At 63.9% G+C, this 19,352-nt stretch carries 15 protein-coding genes and 3 tRNA genes; 3 read left to right on the top strand and 15 right to left on the bottom strand.

Translation table 11 applies throughout. From position 1 onward, the window contains the following. Positions 1-27: 27 nt before the first annotated feature. The 7 genes from lon to FFS62_RS09970 form a co-directional block, all read right to left on the bottom strand. Positions 28-2,424: an endopeptidase La gene (gene lon / locus FFS62_RS10000; RefSeq protein WP_137972668.1), complete on the bottom strand. Its 2,397-nt coding sequence runs from the start codon at positions 2,422-2,424 to the stop codon at positions 28-30. A 147-nt stretch (positions 2,425-2,571) separates the two neighbouring features. Beyond that, positions 2,572-3,852: an ATP-dependent Clp protease ATP-binding subunit ClpX gene (clpX, locus tag FFS62_RS09995; protein WP_043306865.1), complete on the bottom strand. Its 1,281-nt coding sequence runs from the start codon at positions 3,850-3,852 to the stop codon at positions 2,572-2,574. Between the two features lie 108 nt (positions 3,853-3,960). Beyond that, positions 3,961-4,602, bottom strand: a complete 642-nt coding sequence (gene clpP / locus FFS62_RS09990; protein WP_137972667.1) for an ATP-dependent Clp endopeptidase proteolytic subunit ClpP — start codon at positions 4,600-4,602, stop codon at positions 3,961-3,963. 92 nt (positions 4,603-4,694) lie between these two features. Continuing rightward, on the bottom strand, positions 4,695-6,005 hold the full coding sequence (tig, locus tag FFS62_RS09985; RefSeq protein WP_137972666.1) for a trigger factor: 1,311 nt from the start codon (positions 6,003-6,005) through the stop codon (positions 4,695-4,697). Positions 6,006-6,151: 146 nt separating this feature from the next. Then, positions 6,152-6,236: transfer RNA gene (locus tag FFS62_RS09980), tRNA-Leu, on the bottom strand. Positions 6,237-6,291: 55 nt separating this feature from the next. Then, positions 6,292-6,367, bottom strand: a tRNA-His gene (locus tag FFS62_RS09975). Between the two features lie 31 nt (positions 6,368-6,398). Next, positions 6,399-6,475 (bottom strand) — tRNA-Arg (locus tag FFS62_RS09970). Positions 6,476-6,735: 260 nt separating this feature from the next. On the opposite strand from FFS62_RS09970, the gene folD reads away from it, so the two are divergent. Continuing rightward, positions 6,736-7,590 carry a bifunctional methylenetetrahydrofolate dehydrogenase/methenyltetrahydrofolate cyclohydrolase FolD gene (folD, locus tag FFS62_RS09965; RefSeq protein WP_137972665.1) on the top strand — a complete coding sequence of 285 codons (855 nt, stop codon included), beginning with the start codon at positions 6,736-6,738 and terminating at the stop codon, positions 7,588-7,590. Positions 7,591-7,649: 59 nt separating this feature from the next. Here folD and FFS62_RS09960 read toward each other — a convergent pair whose 3' ends face one another. Genes FFS62_RS09960 through FFS62_RS09935 form a run of 6 tightly spaced genes read right to left on the bottom strand, consistent with a single transcriptional unit; the run spans position 7,650 to position 13,589 of the window. Then, complete coding sequence (locus FFS62_RS09960) at positions 7,650-9,389, bottom strand: ABC transporter substrate-binding protein (RefSeq protein ID WP_137972664.1); 1,740 nt, start codon at positions 9,387-9,389, stop codon at positions 7,650-7,652. 50 nt (positions 9,390-9,439) lie between these two features. Further along, positions 9,440-9,712: a DUF2160 domain-containing protein gene (locus FFS62_RS09955; protein ID WP_061904084.1), complete on the bottom strand. Its 273-nt coding sequence runs from the start codon at positions 9,710-9,712 to the stop codon at positions 9,440-9,442. Between the two features lie 12 nt (positions 9,713-9,724). After that, positions 9,725-10,525 carry a carbohydrate ABC transporter permease gene (locus tag FFS62_RS09950; protein ID WP_137972663.1) on the bottom strand — a complete coding sequence of 267 codons (801 nt, stop codon included), beginning with the start codon at positions 10,523-10,525 and terminating at the stop codon, positions 9,725-9,727. 10 nt (positions 10,526-10,535) lie between these two features. Next, positions 10,536-11,402, bottom strand: a complete 867-nt coding sequence (locus FFS62_RS09945; protein WP_137972662.1) for a carbohydrate ABC transporter permease — start codon at positions 11,400-11,402, stop codon at positions 10,536-10,538. Next, complete coding sequence (locus tag FFS62_RS09940; RefSeq protein WP_137972661.1) at positions 11,399-12,496, bottom strand: ABC transporter ATP-binding protein; 1,098 nt, start codon at positions 12,494-12,496, stop codon at positions 11,399-11,401. The genes FFS62_RS09945 and FFS62_RS09940 overlap by 4 nt, the downstream gene beginning before the upstream one ends. Before the next feature lie 10 nt (positions 12,497-12,506). Then, positions 12,507-13,589, bottom strand: coding sequence for an ABC transporter ATP-binding protein (locus FFS62_RS09935; protein WP_137972660.1), 1,083 nt, complete (start codon positions 13,587-13,589; stop codon positions 12,507-12,509). Between the two features lie 390 nt (positions 13,590-13,979). On the opposite strand from FFS62_RS09935, the gene FFS62_RS09930 reads away from it, so the two are divergent. Beyond that, the gene (locus FFS62_RS09930) at positions 13,980-15,821 is read left to right on the top strand and encodes a sigma-54-dependent Fis family transcriptional regulator (RefSeq protein WP_137972659.1); all 1,842 of its coding nucleotides are present in this window, start codon (positions 13,980-13,982) and stop codon (positions 15,819-15,821) included. A gap of 1 nt (position 15,822) precedes the next feature. On the opposite strand, the gene FFS62_RS09925 is transcribed toward FFS62_RS09930, so the two are convergent. Continuing rightward, a complete protein-coding gene (locus FFS62_RS09925) occupies positions 15,823-17,715 on the bottom strand; it encodes a bifunctional diguanylate cyclase/phosphodiesterase (RefSeq protein WP_137972658.1) in 1,893 nt (630 codons plus the stop codon). Positions 17,716-18,100: 385 nt separating this feature from the next. Here FFS62_RS09925 and FFS62_RS09920 point away from each other — a divergent pair, with 385 nt between their 5' ends. Beyond that, positions 18,101-18,436: an FKBP-type peptidyl-prolyl cis-trans isomerase gene (locus FFS62_RS09920; RefSeq protein ID WP_137972657.1), complete on the top strand. Its 336-nt coding sequence runs from the start codon at positions 18,101-18,103 to the stop codon at positions 18,434-18,436. Between the two features lie 3 nt (positions 18,437-18,439). Here the strand turns inward: FFS62_RS09920 and FFS62_RS09915 are convergent, their stop codons facing one another. Further along, positions 18,440-19,330: a DMT family transporter gene (locus FFS62_RS09915; protein ID WP_137972656.1), complete on the bottom strand. Its 891-nt coding sequence runs from the start codon at positions 19,328-19,330 to the stop codon at positions 18,440-18,442. Positions 19,331-19,352 lie beyond the last annotated feature (22 nt).

Here is a 19,352-nt window from a genome sequence, read left to right as displayed (position 1 = left end):
GAAAATAGTGTCAAGGAAGCCTTCGGCCTAATGCGTGCTGATTCGCTCCTTGGAATCAGTCTCGCGCGTATCATCCTTTGCAACCATCTCGGGAGCCGCATCGGGCAAGGGCTCCGGGGCGTATTGCAGCGCAATTTGCAGGACCTCGTCAATCCATTTAACCGGCTTAATGGTCAGGTCTTGCTTAATATTTTCCGGAATTTCCTTGAGATCACGAACATTCTCTTCCGGAATGATCACGGTCTTGATTCCACCCCGGTGGGCGGCCAGTAATTTCTCCTTGAGACCACCAATGGCCAGCACCTGACCACGCAGGGTGATCTCGCCGGTCATGGCCACGTCGGCGCGCACGGGGATCTGCGTCAAGGCCGAAACCAGGGCCGTGCACAGACCGATACCGGCACTGGGACCATCCTTCGGCGTGGCGCCTTCCGGCATGTGGATGTGCACGTCGCGCTTCTCGTGGAAGTCCAGGGGAATGCCCAGGCTCTTGGCCCGGCTGCGCACCACGGTCAGCGCGGCGGTCATGGACTCGGCCATCACGTCGCCCAGCGAGCCGGTCTTGATCAGCTGGCCCTTGCCCGGCACCACGGCGGTTTCGATGGTCAGCAACTCGCCCCCTACCTGGGTCCAGGCCAGGCCCGTGACCTGGCCGATCTGGTCCTGCTGCTCGGCCAGGCCATGACGGTAGCGGCGCACGCCCAGGAAGTGCTCCAGCGAGTCCGGCGTCACCAATACCTTGATGCGCTTCTCCTTGGCGTGCTCCTTGACCGCCTTGCGGCAGACCTTGGAGATCTGCCGTTCCAGGCTGCGCACGCCCGCCTCGCGGGTGTAGTAGCGAATGATGTCGCGGATTGCGGCATCCTCGAACTCCAGCTCGCCCTTCTTCAAACCATTGGCCAATACCTGCTTGGGTGTCAGGTACTTGATGGCGATATTGACCTTCTCGTCCTCGGTGTAACCCGGCAGACGAATCACCTCCATGCGGTCCAGCAGCGGACCGGGGATGTTCATGGAGTTGGCGGTGCAGATGAACATCACGTCGGAGAGGTCGTAATCGACCTCCAGATAGTGGTCATTGAAGTTGTGGTTCTGCTCCGGATCCAGTACCTCGAGCAGCGCCGAGGCCGGATCGCCACGCATGTCGCTGCCCATCTTGTCGATCTCGTCGAGCAGGAACAGCGGGTTGCGCACGCCGACCTTGGTCAGCTTCTGGATCAGCCGACCAGGCATGGAGCCGATGTAAGTACGACGGTGACCGCGAATCTCGGCCTCGTCACGCACGCCGCCCAGGGCCATGCGCACGAACTTGCGATTGGTGGCACGCGCGATGGACTCGGCCAGCGAGGTCTTGCCCACGCCGGGCGGACCGACCAGGCAGAGCACCGGCCCCTTGAGTTTCTTCACCCGCTTTTGCACGGCGAGATACTCAAGGATGCGCTCTTTCACTTCTTCCAGACCGAAGTGATCGGCCTCGAGGATGTCCTCGGCCTTGGCCAGATCGAGGCGCACCTTGCTCTCGGCCTTCCACGGCACGTTGGTCAGCCAATCAATGTAGGAGCGCACCACGGTGGCTTCCGCGGACATCGGCGACATCTGCTTGAGCTTGTTCAGCTCGGCATTGGCCTTGGTTAGCGCCTCTTTGGTAAGACCGGCGTTATCGATGCGCTTCTTCAGCTCGTCGATCTCGTTGTGGCCTTCGTCGATGTCGCCCAGCTCCTTCTGAATGGCCTTCATCTGCTCATTCAGGTAGTACTCGCGCTGGCTGCGCTCCATCTGTTTCTTGACCCGGCCGCGGATGCGCTTCTCGACCTGCAGCAGGTCGATCTCGGCATCCAGCAGCGCCAGCACGTGCTCGACGCGCTCCGCCAGGCTGGTGATCTCGAGGATTTCCTGCTTCTGCTCGATCTTCAGCACCATGTGTGCGGCCATGGTGTCGACCAGACGCGCCGGATCATCGATGCTGTTCAGCGACGACAGCACCTCCGCTGGCACTTTCTTGCCCAGCTGCACGTACTGTTCGAACTGGCTGAGCAGGCTGCGGGTGAAAACTTCCGACTCGCGCTCGGCCGCTTCGCTCTCGTCGAGCAACTGCACCTCGGCACGGCAGTGGCCATCCACCTCGATGAACTTCTGCACGGAGCCGCGCTGCTCGCCCTCGACCAGCACCTTGACCGTGCCATCCGGCAACTTGAGCAGTTGTAGCACGGTAGCCACGGTGCCCATGCGGTACAGCGCATCTTCGCCCGGATCATCGTCTGCCGGGTTGCGCTGCGCCAGCAGGAGGATCTGCTTGTCGCCGGCCATGGCGGCCTCCAGGGCCTCGATGGACTTCTCGCGACCGACGAACAGCGGGATGACCATGTGTGGGTAGACCACGACATCACGCAGCGGCAAGAGAGGCAATTCGATGGTTGTCTTCATGATTTCAGCTCTACGGCGGCCATTCGGCCGTAATCGGACGGGAGTACCCTTGACCCTAAGATGGGGCCGCCCCTGGGAAAAAACAAGCGAGAAAGGCGGAAAAGCAAAGGGCCCCGCAGGGCCCCTTGTTTCAACGGTTTACAGACGTCAGGCGTCCGGCGCGGCCTTGGCCGGCGGCTCGCTGTTCTCGTAGATCAGCAGCGGCTTGGAACTGCCTTCGATCACGCTCTCGTCGATCACCACCTTGCTGACATCGCTCTGCGAGGGGATCTCATACATGGTGTCGAGCAGCACGCCCTCGAGGATCGAGCGCAGGCCACGAGCACCGGTCTTGCGCTCCAGCGCACGATGGGCCACCGCCTTCAGCGCATCGGCACGGAACTCCAGGTCCACGCCTTCCATCTCGAACAGCTTGGCGTATTGCTTGGTCAGCGCGTTCTTCGGCTCGGTGAGGATCTGCATCAGCGCAGCCTCATCCAGCTCGTCGAGAGTGGCGATGACTGGCAGACGACCGACGAATTCCGGAATAAGGCCGAATTTCACCAGATCATCCGGCTCGACCTCACGCAGCGCCTCGCCGACTTTCTTGCCCAGGTCCGGGCTGCGCACTTCGGCGTTGAAGCCGATGCCACCCTTGGTGGAGCGAGCCTGAATGACCTTCTCGAGACCGGCGAATGCACCACCGCAGATGAACAGGATGTTGCGCGTATCGACCTGCAGGAATTCCTGCTGCGGGTGCTTGCGACCACCCTGGGGCGGAACCGAGGCGACGGTACCTTCGATCAGCTTGAGCAGCGCCTGCTGCACGCCCTCGCCCGATACGTCGCGGGTGATGGACGGGTTGTCAGACTTGCGCGAGATCTTGTCGATTTCGTCGATGTAGACGATGCCCATCTGGGCCTTCTCTACGTCGTAATCGCACTTCTGCAGCAGCTTCTGGATGATGTTCTCGACGTCCTCACCCACATAACCGGCTTCGGTCAGGGTGGTGGCATCGGCGATGGTGAACGGCACGTTGAGCAGACGAGCCAACGTCTCGGCCAGCAGGGTCTTGCCGGAGCCAGTCGGGCCGATCAGCAGGATGTTGCTCTTGCCCAGCTCGACATCGTCTTTCTTGTCGCGCTGGTTCAGACGCTTGTAATGGTTGTACACCGCGACGGAAAGCACCTTCTTGGCACGTTCCTGACCGATCACGTACTGATCGAGGATGCCGCTGATTTCCTTGGGCGCGGGCAACTTGTGCGCGCTGCTCTCGGCCTGGGCTTCCTGCACCTCCTCGCGGATGATGTCATTGCACAGGTCGACGCACTCGTCGCAGATAAAGACGGAGGGACCGGCGATCAGCTTGCGCACTTCGTGCTGGCTTTTGCCGCAGAAGGAGCAGTAGAGCAGCTTGCCGTTGTCCTCGCCGTTGCGGGTGTCAGTCATTCGATCGATCCAATACGGTAGGCATGAAACACAAGATGAAGGCAATTGCAGGCATTTTCAACCCTGCAGGACGGCCGGATAACCCGGCCGTTGCGCTGAAACACCGAATCAGACAGCCAGCTGACGCTTGTTCAGAACCTGATCGATGAGGCCATATTTGACCGCTTCGTCGCCGCTCATGAAGTTGTCGCGGTCGGTGTCCTTGGCGATCACGTCGATCGGCTGCTTGCAGTGGTCGGCCAGGATCTTGTTCAGGCGCTCGCGGATGGTGAGGATTTCGCGGGCGTGAATCTCGATATCCGAGGCCTGACCCTGGAAGCCACCCAGCGGCTGGTGAATCATCATGCGCGAGTGCGGCAGGCAGTAACGCTTGCCGGCGGCACCGCCAGCCAGCAGCAGCGCGCCCATGCTGCAGGCCTGGCCGATGCAGATGGTGGACACGTCGGGCTTGATGAACTGCATGGTGTCGTAGATCGACATGCCGGCGGTCACCGAACCGCCCGGCGAGTTGATGTACAGGTGGATGTCCTTGTCCGGGTTCTCGGCTTCGAGGAACAGCAGCTGGGCCACTACCAGGTTGGCCATGTAGTCCTCGACCTGGCCGACCATGAAGATCACTCGCTCCTTCAGCAGGCGCGAGTAGATGTCGTAGGCGCGTTCGCCACGGGCGGACTGCTCGATCACCATCGGCACGAGGCCGCCGGCGGCTTGGATGTCAGGCATGGTGTTCATGAAAGAGTTGTGCGACATGTCTAGCGATCTCTCCCTAATAGTCATGTCTCTAAAGACGCATAAGCCAGCGCGAAGGCTGGCTTATGGTTGTGCTCGAACGAGGCGAGGGATCAGGCTGCTTGCGGGGCTTCCGCTGGCTTGACCGCTTCTTCGTAGGAGACCGCTTTATCGGTCACGCTGGCCTTCTGCAGGACAGTATCTACAACTTGTTCTTCCAGTACAACCGAACGCACTTCGTTCAGTTGCTGGTCGTTCTTGTAGTACCAGGCCACGACCTGCTGCGGCTCCTGATAAGCGGAGGCCATTTCCTCGATCAGCTCGCGAACGCGGGCTTCGTCGGCCTTCAGCTCGCCCTGCTTGACCACTTCGGCGACGATCAGGCCCAGCACTACGCGGCGCTTGGCTTGCTCTTCGAACAACTCGGCCGGCAGCTGGTCAGGCTTGATGTTGCCACCGAACTGCTGAACGGCCTGCACGCGCAGACGGTTCACTTCGTTGCCGATCAGAGCCTTCGGCACTTCGACCGGGTTGGCGGCCAGCAGGCCTTCCATTACTTGGTTCTTCACCTTGGACTTGATGGCCTGGCGCAGCTCGCGGTCCATGTTCTTGCGGACTTCGGCACGGAAGCCGTCCAGACCGCCTTCCTTGACACCGAACAGGGCGAAGAAGTCGTCGTTCAGTTCCGGCAGTTGCGGAGCGGAAACGCTGTTGACGGTCACGGTGAATTCGGCGGTCTTACCGGCCAGATCCAGGTTCTGGTAGTCAGCCGGGAAGGTCGGATTGATCACGCGCTCTTCGCCAGCCTTGACGCCGACCAGGGCATCTTCGAAGCCCGGGATCATGCGGCCGGAGCCCAGCACCAGCGGGGTGCCCTTGGCGCTGCCGCCGGCAAAGGCTTCGCCGTCGATCTTGCCAACGAAGTCGATGTTCAGCTGGTCGCCATTCTCGGCGGCACGCTCAACGGCTTCGAAGCGGGTGTTCTGCTTGCGCAGGATTTCCAGCATGTTGTCGACGTCGGCGTCGTTCACTTCGGCCTGCAGGCGCTCGACGGTGATGCCATCGAAGCCGGCCAGCTTGATTTCCGGGAACACTTCGAAAGTAGCGACGTACTCGAGGTCCTTGCCCTTCTCGAAGGTCTTCGGCTCGACGGACGGAGCACCAGCCGGATTCAGCTTCTGCTCGACGATGGCTTCATAGAAGGTGGCCTGGATCAGGTCGCCCAGGGCTTCCTGACGGGCGGTGTCTTCGTAGCGCTGACGGATGACGTTCATCGGCACTTTGCCGGGACGGAAACCAGCCACCTTGGCACGACGGGCAGTCTGTTGCAGACGCTTGGTCACTTCGGTCTCGATGCGCTCGGCAGGCACGCCGATGGTCATGCGGCGCTCAAGAGCGGAGGTGCTTTCAACAGAAACTTGCATGGATATTCCTCGTTGCACAGACATAAGCCGGCGTTCCGGCCCCAGAATCGAAAGGCAAGCATTCTAGTGGCTCGAATAGCAGAAGTCACCTGCACAAAACGAGCAAGAAACGGCGGGATATATAAGGAGGGATTACAAAGAAAAGATGGTGCGGACGGAGAGACTCGAACTCTCACACCTTGCGGCGCCAGAACCTAAATCTGGTGTGTCTACCAATTTCACCACGTCCGCGTGGTAACACTTGAAACGAAAACGCCAGGCTTTTGGCCTGGCGCTTTCTCGAATATGGGGTGGACGATGGGAATCGAACCCACGACACCAGGAGCCACAATCCTGTGCTCTACCAACTGAGCTACGCCCACCATATTGCGTTGCTTGTGCCTGATTCGCCAATGGCGCACCCGGCAGGACTCGAACCTGCGACCATCCGCTTAGAAGGCGGATGCTCTATCCAGCTGAGCTACGGGCGCTTAATCATCTGCGGAACAGACTTCTAAGCTACAGCTCCAACCGCTTCCGGTCGTTGCCATCTTACCCAGCGGCTGGCTGTGCTCGACAAGCGGGGCGAATCTTATAGAGGCGATCCGGGGGCGTCAACACGAAAATGAAAAAATTCCTGCTGGATAAAGGAGTTACAGGAAAGCACGACGCATGCGCCTTTGCCCCACCGGCCGCCCATGCGAGAATGCGCGACCTTTTTTCCACCCTCCCCTATGGTTAAGCAAGCGTCATGACCGCAAAACTGATCGACGGCAAAACCATCGCCGCCAACCTCCGCAAGGACATCGCCAAACGCGTCGCCGAGCGCCGCCAGCAGGGCCTGCGCGCGCCCGGCCTGGCCGTGATCCTGGTCGGCAGCGACCCTGCCTCCCAAGTCTACGTGTCGCACAAGCGCAAGGACTGCGAGGAAGTCGGCTTCGTCTCCGTGGCCCATGACCTGCCTGCCACCACCACCCAGGGCGAGCTGCTGGGTCTGATCGACCAGCTCAACCGCGACAGCGCCATCGACGGCATCCTGGTGCAGCTGCCCCTGCCCGCCCACCTGGACGCCTCGCAGCTGCTCGAACGCATCAACCCGGACAAGGACGTCGACGGCTTCCACCCGTTCAACGTCGGCCGCCTGTCCCAGCGCATGCCGCTGCTGCGTTCGTGTACCCCGAAAGGGATCATGACCCTGCTGGCAAGCACCGGTGTCGATCTGCATGGCCAGCATGCCGTGGTCGTCGGCGCCTCCAATATCGTCGGCCGCCCGATGGCCCTCGAACTGCTGCTGGCCGGCTGCACCGTCACCGTCACCCACCGCTTCACCAAAGACCTGGCCGGCCATGTGACCCAGGCCGATATCGTGGTCGCGGCCGCCGGCAAGACCGGCCTGGTCAAGGGTGAGTGGATCAAGCCAGGCGCCATCGTCATCGACGTCGGCATCAATCGTCAGGACGACGGCAAACTGGTCGGCGACGTGGAATACGACGTGGCCGCCGAGCGCGCCGGCTGGATCACCCCGGTGCCGGGCGGCGTCGGCCCGATGACCCGCGCCTGTCTGCTGGAGAACACCCTCTACGCAGCCGATCACCTGCACGCATAAGTCGCTCCGGCAATGAAAGACGGCGCCCGAGGGCGCCGTTTTCGTTTCCACCGCAGCTGTTACTGGGACTTCTGCCAGGATTTCACCAGCTCGTCGTAGCTCACGGTCTCGCCTTTCGGCTTCTCGTTCTCCAGCTTCGGCTTGGGCGCGCCCGGCTGATCCAGCCAGTATTGCGGGTCCTTCTCCTCGTTGAGTTTCGGACCGCAATCACCCTGCACGCCGGAGCGCTCGATGCGCGCCATCATGCTGTCCTGAGCCGCGGCCAGGCCATCCAGGGCCTCCTGCGGAGTCTTGTCGCCACTCGCCGCCTCGGCGATGAACTGCCACCACAGCTGGGCCAGGCGCGGGTAGTCCGGCACGTTGGTGCCGGTCGGGGTCCACTGCACCCGGGCCGGGCTGCGGTAGAACTCCACCAGACCGCCCAGCTTGGGCGCCGCGTCGGTCATCGCCTGGGAGTTGATGTCCGACTCACGAATCGGCGTCAGGCCGACCAGGGTCTTCTTCAGCGAAACGGTCTTGGCGGTGACGAACTGGGCGTACAGCCAGGCCGCCAGGCGCTGCTTCTCCGGGGTGGACTTGAGGAAGGTCCAGGAACCGGCGTCCTGGTAGCCGAGCTTCATGCCCTCCTCCCAGTACGGCCCCTTGGGCGACGGCGCCATGCGCCATTTCGGCGTGCCATCCTCGTTGACCACGGCCAGGCCGGGCTTGGTCATGTCCGCGGTGAAGGCGGTGTACCAGAAGATCTGCTGGGCGATGTTGCCTTGGGCAGGCACCGGACCGGCCTCGGAGAAGGTCATGCCCTGGGCTTCCGGCGGCGCGTACTGGCGCATCCAGTCGACGTACTTGGTGGTGGCGTAGACCGCCGCCGGGCCGTTGGTATCGCCGCCGCGGGCGACGCTGGAACCCACCGGGCGGCAGCCCTCGACGCGAATGCCCCACTCGTCCACCGGCACGCCGTTGGGCAGGCCCTTGTCACCGCCGCCGGCCATGGAGAACCAGGCGTCGGTGAAGCGCCAGCCCAGCGACGGGTCTTTCTTGCCGTAGTCCATGTGGCCGTAGACGCGCTTGCCGTCGATTTCCTTGACGTGCTCGGTGAAGAACTGGGCGATGTCCTCGTAGGCCGACCAGTTGACCGGCACACCCAGCTCGTAGCCGTAGATTTCCTTGAACTTGGCCTTCAGCTCCGGCTTCTCGAACCAGTCGGCGCGGAACCAGTAGAGGTTGGCGAACTGCTGGTCGGGCAGCTGGTAGAGCTTCTTGTCCGGCCCGGTGGTGAAGGAGATGCCGATGAAGTCATTGAGATCGAGGGTCGGCGAAGTGACGTCCTTGCCCTCGTTGGCGATCATGTCGCTGATCGCCACCGCCTTGCCGTAGCGGAAGTGGGTACCGATCAGGTCAGAGTCGTTGACCCAGCCGTCGTAGATGTTCTTGCCGGACTGCATCTGGGTCTGCAGCTTCTCCACCACGTCGCCTTCCTGCATCAGGTCGTGGGTGAGCTTGATCCCGGTGATCTCGCTGAAGGCCTTGGCCAGGACCTTCGACTCGTATTCATGGGTGGCGATGGTCTCGGAGGCGACATTGATCTCCATGCCGCGGAACGGCTCGGCCGCCTTGATGAACCACTTCAGCTCGGCGAGCTGCTGCTCCTTGGTTAGGGTGGACGGCGAGAACTCGCTGTCGATCCATTTCTTCGCCGCCTCTTCATAGGCATCCGCCCAGGCCGCGCCGCTCAATCCGGACAACGTCAGCAGGGCCGCCAGCGCCATGCTATGTCGGGTCTTGTAATTGTTGTCGAACATAGACTCCTCCTTGCTTGAATAGAAAAGCGACCGGAACAACGGGCAGCCGGTCAGCCCCAACGCATCACCACGAGTAACCACACAACGGACAGCGCCGAGGCTATCCAGGTGCTCCAGTCGGTCACGCCCACCACCAGCAGGTGCAGGTAGGCGCTGCCGAGCAAACCGATGAACAGCCGGTCGCCACGGGTGGTGACGATCGGCAGAAAGCCCCTGCGCTCGACGCAGGGCGAGCGGATTTCCCATACGGTCATGCCCACCAGCAGCAGCGCGATGCCGCCGAAGAAGGCCGCCGTAACCGGAGTCCAGGCCATCCATTCCATAGTCGTTTCTCCTCAGACCCGGCCCAGGGCGAAGCCCTTGGCCACGTGGTTGCGCACGAACCAGATCACCAGCATGCCCGGCAGGATAGTCAGCACCCCCGCCGCCGCCAGCACGCCCCAGTCGATGCCGGAGGCCGACACGGTGCGCGTCATCACCGCCACGATCGGCTTGGCGTTCACCGAGGTCAGGGTGCGCGCCAGCAGCAGCTCGACCCAGGAGAACATGAAGCAGAAGAACGCCGTGACACCGATGCCGGGGCCGATCAGCGGGATGAAGATCTTCACGAAGAACTTGGGGAAGCTGTAGCCATCGATGTAGGCGGTTTCGTCGATCTCCTTCGGCACCCCGGACATGAAGCCCTCGAGGATCCACACCGCCAGCGGCACGTTGAACAGGCAGTGGGCCAGGGCCACGGCGATGTGCGTGTCGAACAGGCCGATGGACGAATACAGCTGGAAGAACGGCAGGAGGAACACCGCCGGCGGCGCCATGCGGTTGGTCAGCAGCCAGAAGAACAGGTGCTTGTCGCCGAGGAAGCGGTAGCGCGAGAAAGCATAGGCCGCCGGCAGCGCCACCAGCAGCGAGATGAGCGTGTTAAGGCACACGTAGTACAGCGAGTTAAGGTAGCCGGTGTACCAGCTCGGGTCGGTGAAGATCACCTTGTAGTTGGCCAGGGTGAAGTCCTGCGGCCACAGGGTCAGGCCACCGAGAATCTCGGTGTTGCTCTTGAACGACATGTTCAGCAGCCAGTAGATCGGCACCAGCAGGAACAGGATGTAGAGCAGCAGCGCCAGGGCTTTGCGAATGGTCATGGCAGGCTCCTCAGCTCTTCTGGTCGTTGTGGGTCATGGCCGTGTAGAACGCCCAGGACACCAGCAGGATGATCAAGAAGTACACCAGCGAGAACGCCGCCGCCGGCCCCAGGTCGAACTGCCCCACCGCCATCTTGGTCAGCGTTTGGCTGAGGAAGGTGGTGGCGTTGCCCGGCCCGCCGCCGGTGAGCACGAACGGCTCGGTGTAGATCATGAAGCTGTCCATGAAGCGCAGCATCACGGCGATCAGCAGCACGCTCTTCATCTTCGGCAGCTGGATATGGCGGAACACTGCCCAGGCCGAGGCGCGGTCGATACGCGCGGCCTGGTAGTACACGTCGGGGATGGCGCGCAGGCCCGAGTAGCACAGCAGCGCCACCAGCGAGGTCCAGTGCCACACGTCCATCACCAGCACCGTGACCCAGGCGTCCATGGTGTTGGCCGCGTAGTTGTAGCTGATGCCCAGCTTGCTCAGGGTCCAGCCCAGCAAGCCGATGTCGGCGCGGCCGAAGATCTGCCAGATGGTGCCGATCACGTTCCACGGGATCAGCAGCGGAATGGCCATGATGATCAAGCAGGCCGAGGCCCAGCGGCCCTTGGTCGGCATGCACAGGGCGATGGCGATGCCCAGCGGGATCTCGATCAGCAGCACGCAGGCGGAGAAGATGAACTGGCGCAGCAGCGAGTCGTGCAGGCGCTCGTCCTGCAGCACCTGCTGATACCACTCGACGCCGACAAAGGTGCGGGTGCTGGCGTCGAAGATGTCCTGCACCGAGTAGTTGACCACCGTCATCATCGGCAGGATGGCGCTGAACGCCACCAGCAGGAACACCGGCAGCACCAGCCACCAGGCCTTGTTGTTGATCACCTTGTTCATGCCCGCACCTCCACCAGCACGTCGTCGGCGTAGACCATCAGCCACTGGGACGGGAAGCCGATGTAGGCCACCTTCTGCGGCACCGGCAGGTCCTCCTGCAGGCGCGCCTTGAGCGTCACGCCGTCCAGTTCGAGGGTGAGGATCTTGTAGGTGCCCAGGTCCTCGACATGGCGCACCTCGCCGCGCAGGGCGTCGACGAAGGGTTCGTCGCTGACATGCACGAACTCCGGGCGAATGCCCAGCTTGAGCTTCTGTCCGCCCAGCCCGGCCAGCTGCTGGCTGAGGGCCGGCGCCAGCGGCACGCGGGTCTGGCCGAAGCACACGCCGCCGGCATAGGGCGTGACCTCGATCAGGTTCATCCCCGGGCTACCGATGAAGAAGCCCACGAAGGTATGTTTCGGGCGTTCGAACAGCTCGCGCGGGGTGCCGAACTGGACGATCTGGCCGCCATACATCACCGCGATCTTGTCGGCGAAGGTCGAGGCCTCCAGCTGATCGTGGGTGACGTAGACCATGGTTATGTTGAACTGCTCGTGGATCTGCTTGAGCTTGCGCCGCAGCTTCCACTTCAGGTGCGGGTCGATCACCGTCAGCGGCTCGTCGAAGAGGATCGCCGACACGTCGTCGCGCACCAGGCCGCGACCCATGGAGACCTTCTGCTTCTCGTCGGCGGTGAGGTTGCGCGCCTTCTTGTGCAGCAGCGGGTGCAGGTCCAGCACGTCGGCGATCTCATGCACCTTGCTGGTCACGCGGGATTCGGCCAGGCTCTGGTTGCGCAGCGGGAAGGCCAGGTTGTCGAATACCGTCATGGTGTCGTACACCACCGGGAACTGGAACACCTGGGCGATGTTGCGTTCCTGCGGCGGCAGGTCATTGACCTCGCGCATGTCGAACAGCACCTGCCCCTCCGACGGGCTGAGCAGCCCGGAAATGATGTTGAGCAGGGTCGACTTGCCGCAGCCGGATGGGCCGAGCAGCGCATAGGCGCCGCCCTGCTCCCAGACATGGGTCATCTCGCGGATGGCGTAGTCGTCCGGCCCGCTCGGTTGGGCGCTGTAACTGTGAGCCAGGTTCTGCAGGCGTATCTCGGCCATGGTGCGCTCCTCAGGACCTGCGAATCGGCGCCAGGACCAGTTGGTCCTGGGTATCGAAAACGAACAGCTTGTGGGTCGGGATATAGATGCGGATCGGCGCATCCACGTCGTACTCGTGCACGCCCTGCAGGTGCAGGACCAGGGCGAAGTGCTCGCTGCGCACGTGGAGGAAGGTCTCCGAGCCGCTGATCTCGGCCAGCTCGACCGTCACCGCCAGCTCCAGGTCATCGTCATTGGACGGCACCAGGCCGATATGCCCGGGGCGCACGCCGAAGCGGTAGTCGCCCTCGCCCAGGCCGCGCAGCTCGGCGGTCAGCGGGAAGTGCACGAAGTCCTCGAAACTCACTTCGCCATCGCTGATGCGCCCGTGCATCAGGTTGATCGGCGGCTCGGAAAACAGCTCGGCGGCCAGCACCTGCTGCGGCCGGTGGTAGACCTCGGTGGTCTTGCCGCTCTGGATCACCCGGCCTTCGTGGAGGATGGTGGTGGTGCCGCCCAGGGCCAGCGCTTCGTTGGGCTCGGTGGTGGCGTAGATGGCAATGCTGCGGCGGGCGCGAAACAGCTCGCGCATCTCCTGGCGCAGCTCTTCGCGCAGCTTGTAGTCGAGGTTCACCAGCGGCTCGTCGAACAGCACCAGGTCGGCATCCTTGACCAGCGCGCGAGCCATGGCCGTGCGCTGCTGCTGGCCGCCGGACAGCTCCAGCGGGTAGCGCTTGAGAAACTTGTCGATGCGCAGCATCTGCGCGGTTTCCTGCACCTTGCGCTCGATCTCGGCCTTGGCCACGCCAGCCTGGCGCAGCGGCGAGGCGATGTTCTCGTACACCGTCAGGTTCGGGTAATTGATGAACTGCTGGTAGACCATCGACACGTTGCGCTGGCGCACCGGCACGCCGGTGACATCGGCGCCGTGCATCAGGATGCGCCCACTGCTGGGCTTGTCCAGCCCGGCCATCAGGCGCATCAGCGAGGTCTTGCCGGCGAGCGTGCGGCCCACCAGCACATTGAAGGAGCCCGGCTCGAAGCTCAGGCAGGCATCATCGATGTACACCTGCTGATCGACCACGCGGCAGACATGTTCCAGCGTTAACGACATGGCGTGTCCTTATGGTTATTTCGCCTGTCGCCGCGAAGCTGCTGTTCGGCGGCGGCACTGGCATAAGGCGACATTCGTGCCAGAGCCGATGTGCGCAAACGAAAATCCGCCATGCCACTGATTGCAAAGGAATATCCGCAAAAACGCGGAAACCGTCGCGGCCAGCGCTGAACATTTTTGAACAGCGAAACTTGAACAACTGAACACTTCGCCCTTTGACTTTGAACAGCAATGAACAACACTGGGCGAACGCTTCATGCCTCACCCCCGCGCGGGAGAAGGTCGGAGCCGGGAGGCGGCGAGTGACCTCCTGCGCAGGCCCGCCTATTGCAGTAACGGCGACGCCAGCACGGAAGCTGTGACGATAAATACAAGAATCAGGCGAACCTCATGACTGCTACCGCCCCGGCGCCGAGCCACGACGCCATCGTTCACGACTCCTGGAGCCGCTGCCGCGACTTCGGCCTCACCCACCAGAGCCAGCCGGCCTTCGGCCAGGCTGCGCCCGGCGAGGTCTCGGCCCTGCTGGAGAGCCAGCATTTTCTGGTGCAGACCACCCACCAGGAGGTACTGCCCTACTACGAGAACATCCTGGCCAACTCCAACTGCCTGATCATGCTGGCCGACAACCAGGGCCAGCTGCTGCAGTCCTGGGGCGATCGCCGCTTCGTCGAGCCGGCCCAGGCCGCCGGCTTCGTCCCCGGCGCCCTGTGGCAGGAACGCTACAGCGGCACCAACGCCATCGGCACGGCCCTGGCCTGTGGCCAGGCGGTGCATATCCAGCGCGACGAGCATTACCTCAAGGCCAACCGTTTCATGACCGGCTCGGCCTCACCGATCTTCGATGCCACCCGGCAGATGATCGGCGTGCTCGACGTCTCCAGCGACAGCTACCTGCCGCCCGCCCACACCCTGGGCATGGTCAAGATGATGAGCCAGTCGGTGGAGAACCGGCTGATCCTCAACCTGTTCAAGGACGACTATTTCCAGCTCAGCTTCAACACCAGCCTGGACAACCTGGACAGCCAGTGGGCCGGCCTGCTGGTGTTCGACGAGGCCGGGCAGATCGTCTCGGCCAACCGCCGCGCCGACAGCCTGCTCGGCGTCGGCCTGTCGCGGGTGAATATCGAGAGCCTGTTCGACACCCCGCTGCACCAGTTGCTCAGCCAGCCGGAGAACCTGCCCTTCGCCCTGCGCGCCGCCGGCCGCTACCGCTTCCACGGCCTGCTCAAGCGCCCGCGCAAGCCGCGCATCCAGCCCCGCGACTTTCGCCTGCAAACGCCCCAGGCCCAGCCTCAAGCGGGCTTCACCCTGGCCAACATCAACCTCGGCGACCCGCGGGTGGACAAGGCCGTGCGCCAGGCCGAACGCCTGGTGGAGAAGGACATCCCGATCCTGATCCAGGGCGAGACCGGCGCCGGCAAGGAGGTGTTCGTCAAGGCCCTGCACAACGCCAGTTCACGCGCCGGCCAACCGCTGATCGCGGTGAACTGCGCGGCGATTCCCGCCGAACTGGTGGAGTCCGAGCTGTTCGGCTACGAGAAAGGCGCCTTCACCGGCGCCAGCCAGAAAGGCAGCATCGGCCTGATCCGCAAGGCGCACAAAGGCACCCTGTTCCTCGACGAAGTCGGCGACATGCCGCTGGCCGTGCAGGCCCGCCTGCTGCGCGTGCTGCAGGAACGCAGCGTGCAGCCGCTGGGCGGCGGCGAGCCCTACCCGGTGGACATCCGCCTGGTCTCGGCAACCAACCGCCCGCTGCGCCAGGACGTGGACGCCGGCCTGTTCCGCGCCGACCTCTACTACCGCATCAGCGGCCTCAACCTGGAGCTGCCACCACTGCGCGAACGCACCGACAAGACGGCGCTGTTCCAGCGGGTGTGGGAGCACCACCGCGAGCCCAGCCAGTGGGCCGGTCTCAGCCGTGAAGTGCAGGAGCTGTTCCAGCGCCACCCCTGGCCCGGCAACCTGCGCCAGCTGAGCAGCGTGATGCAGATCGCCCTGGCCATGGCCGAGGATCAGCCGATCCGCGTCGAGCACCTGCCGGACGACTTCTTCGCCGATCTGGAGACCGAGGCCGACGCCCCGCCCGCCCGCGAAATCCTGCCCGAAGCCACCGACCTGGCCAGCCAGTACCAGGCCTGCGGCGGCAACATCTCGTACCTGGCGCGCAGCCTGGGCCTGAGCCGCAACACCCTGTACAAGCGCCTGCGCGAACAGGGCGTGAAGGTCTGAGCTAGACCGGCACCTGCTGGCGACGCGCGAAGGCACCGAGTTCCGTCGCCGCCAGCGGCCGGGCGAACAGGAAACCCTGGCCCTGGTCGCAGCCCAGCTCGGCCAGCAGCGCGCGGGTCGCCTCGTCCTCGATGCCCTCTGCGGTGGTGTGCAGACCGAGGCTGCGGGCCATCTGCACGATGGCGGTGACGATGGCCTGGTCCTGGGCGTTGCCGGTGAGGCCGCGGACGAAGGACTGGTCGATCTTCAGCTTGTCGACCTGGAAGCGCTGCAGGTACGACAGGCTGGAGTAGCCGGTGCCGAAGTCGTCGATCGACAGTTTCACCCCCAGCTCCTTGAGGCGGCGCAGCTGCGCCGAGTCCTGCAGCAGGATCGATTCGGTCAGCTCCAACTCCAGGCAGGCCGGCGCCAGACCGAAGCGGTTCAGCGCCGCGTGCACCATGGCCTCGAGATTGCCGCGGCGGAACTGCACCGCCGACAGGTTCACCGCCACGGCGAAGCGCGGCAGCCCGGCCGCCTGCCAGAGCATGGCCTGGCGGCAGGCCTCATTGAGTACCCACTCGCCGATCTCGACGATCAGCCCGGACTCCTCGGCCACCCGGATGAAACGGTCCGGGCCGAGGGTGCCGCGCTGTGGATGCTGCCAGCGCAGCAGCGCCTCCGCCGCCAGCAGCCGGCCGCCATGCAGGTCGACGATCGGCTGGTAGTGCAGCACGAACTCGCCGCGGCTCAGCGCCTGGCGCAGGTCCAGCTCCAGAGCCAGACGCTCGTGGGTATCGGCGTTCATCTGCTCGTCGAAGAAGCAGAAGCCGTTACGCCCCGCCGACTTGGCCTGGTACATGGCCATGTCGGCGTGCTTGAGCAGGGTGTCGAAGTCGTCGCCGTCGCCGGGGAACAGCGAGATGCCGATGGAAATGGAGGTGACGATCTGCATGCCCTTGAGGGCGAACGGCTGGGCCAGTTTCTGCTGCACCAGCGCGGCCACCGAGGACACCGCCGCCAGGTCCGCCACGTCGGCCAGCACCATGAGGAACTCGTCGCCGCCCTGGCGGCTCACGGTGTCGATGTCGCGCACCGTGTCCTTCAGGCGGCGCGCCACCTCCTGCAGCAGCTCGTCGCCGGCGGCATGGCCGAGGGAATCGTTGATGGTCTTGAAATTGTCCAGGTCGAGGAACAGCAGCGCCACCTGCTCATCGTCACGCCGCGCGCGGCCGATGGCCTGCTCCATGCGATCGCGGATCAACAGGCGGTTGGGCAGGTTGGTCAGGGCGTCGTGCTGGGCCAGGTGGGTGAAGCTGGCCTCGGAATCCTTCACCCGCAGGATCTCCTGCTGCAGGCGCAGCAGGGCCTTGCGCAGGTCGTTGGCCAGCAGCCACACCGCCGCCGCGCAGGTGAGCAGGATGCAGCTGACGTTGACCATGCGCCCGATGCCCAGTGGCAACGGCTCGAAATGCTGCAGACCGCTCAGCGCCGCATAGGTGAGGAAGGCCACCATGGCCAGGATGCCCAGCAGCAGGCCGATGAACAGGCGCAGCGAGGCCACCATGCCGGCCACGATCAGGATCGCCGGGAAACCCAGCACCGCCGCACTGTACAGGCCCTGGCTGAACCACAGCGAGGTACCCACCAGCACCGTCAGAGAACAGAGCACCAGCGCCACCGACAGCTCCACGCGGCCACGCCGGTTGAGCCAACGCCCGACCACCACCAACAGCAGCGCCGCGGTTACCAGGCCGGTATTCAGCCAGCTGCCAGCGACTATGGTCTGCGCGCCGATAAGCAGCAGCACCACGCACAGCACATTGGCGATCTGCACCAGGCGCTGCGCCTGCAGGCGACGCTCCAGCGGGTCGCTGCCGGCATCCGGTTGGCGAGAGGGTTGCGCACGCGTCATAACAACTTCACTTCCATGAGGCGACTGCTGCGGCCATTTACGACAAAGGGCAACGCTAGCGATAGCGCGCGCCGCCCGGCAAGCGCGGATAGTAGCGCGCCCGGTCGACTTACGTAGTCTTGTCGGGCGACATGATCTTCTGCTAACCGGCCGGCGCGCACTCCCCTCCGCTACAGCGCCAGCCGCAAGCAAGCAGTATTGGCCTGGTCGGTTCCGCGCCGTTTGATCTGGAGCAAGACGTCATCGTCTCTGCAGATGCGAACAGGTTTAGCGGAGAGACTCATCGTCTGTCTGGCTAGCCGATAGAATGACCCGCGCGCTCCCCAAGCAGAGGAGCGCGTTCCAGAAATCCGGGCCTGCCCCGAAGCAGCACTGCGAGAGCGTCATGAGCGAACTGAAGATCGAAGACCTGCAACTCGGCAGCGGCAAGGCTGCCGTCAAGGGTGCGCTGATCACCACCCAGTACCGCGGTTGGCTGGAGGACGGCACCGAGTTCGATTCCTCCTACTCCCGCGGCAAGCCGCTCCAGTGCGTGATCGGCACCCGCCGGGTGATCCAGGGCTGGGACCAGGGTCTGATGGGCATGCAGGTCGGCGGTAAGCGCAAGCTGTGGGTGCCGGCGCACCTGGGCTATGGCGAGCGCCAGGTCGGCTCGATCCCGCCGAATTCCAACCTGGTGTTCGAGATCGAGCTGCTGGAAGTGCTGACCCGCGACGACTGATCCTCAGGCCGCGGCCAGGCGCCGCCGACGCAGACTCCAGCCCTGCTGCATGCCGGCCGCCGCCAGCAGGATGGCCGCCACGCCCAGCCACTGCAGCGGGCTGAGGCGATGCCCGAAGGCCAGCCAGTCGACGAAGATCGCCGCGATCGGGTAGACGAACGACAGCGCCCCGGTCAGCGCCGTCGGCAGTTTCTGAATCGCGCTGTACAGCAGCATGTACATCACCCCGGTATGCAGAATGCCCAGGGCCGCCAGGCTGGCCCAGGCCTGGGGCTGCTCGGGCAGTTGGTAACTGGCCAGCGGCGCCAGCATGAGGATGCCGGTGAGCAGCTGGACCAGCGCGATCAGGTGCGGCGGCGTGCCGGAGAGGCGTTTGACGATCAGCGCCGCCACGGCATAGAGCAGCGCCGCGCCCAGGGCCAGGGCGATGCCCAGCAGGTAGTTCTCGCCCGAGGTACCGGTGTCGCCATGGGCGCTGACGATGGCCAGCATGCCGAGGAAGGCCACCCCCAGCCAGGCCAGCTTGGCCAGGGTGATGCGCTCGCCGAGCAGCAGCGCCGCCAGGCCCACCAGCATGAATGGCTGCACGTTGTACACCGCCGTGCTGATGGCGATCGACGCCTTGGAGTAGGAGGCGAACAGCAGCAGCCAGTTGCCGACAATGGCCACCCCGCTGACCAGCGCCAGAAGCAGCACGCGGCGACTCAGCAGTTCGCGGCGCAGCAGGCCGAGCGCAGCGCACACCAGCAGCAACATCGCGCCGCCGATCACGCAGCGCCAGAACACCACGTCGATCACGGACTGGCCGGAAATCAGCACGAACCAGCCGATGGTGCCGGAAATCAGCATCGCCGCGATCATTTCCAGCGAGCCGCGCTTGAGGGTCTTGTCCATGGTCGGAGTCTCCGGTTGGGGT

This window comes from Pseudomonas sp. F(2018), assembly GCF_005508865.1.
GTDB lineage: Bacteria > Pseudomonadota > Gammaproteobacteria > Pseudomonadales > Pseudomonadaceae > Aquipseudomonas.
Note: the sequence above shows the minus strand (reverse complement) of the source record. Positions and strands in the feature narration are given on the sequence as shown.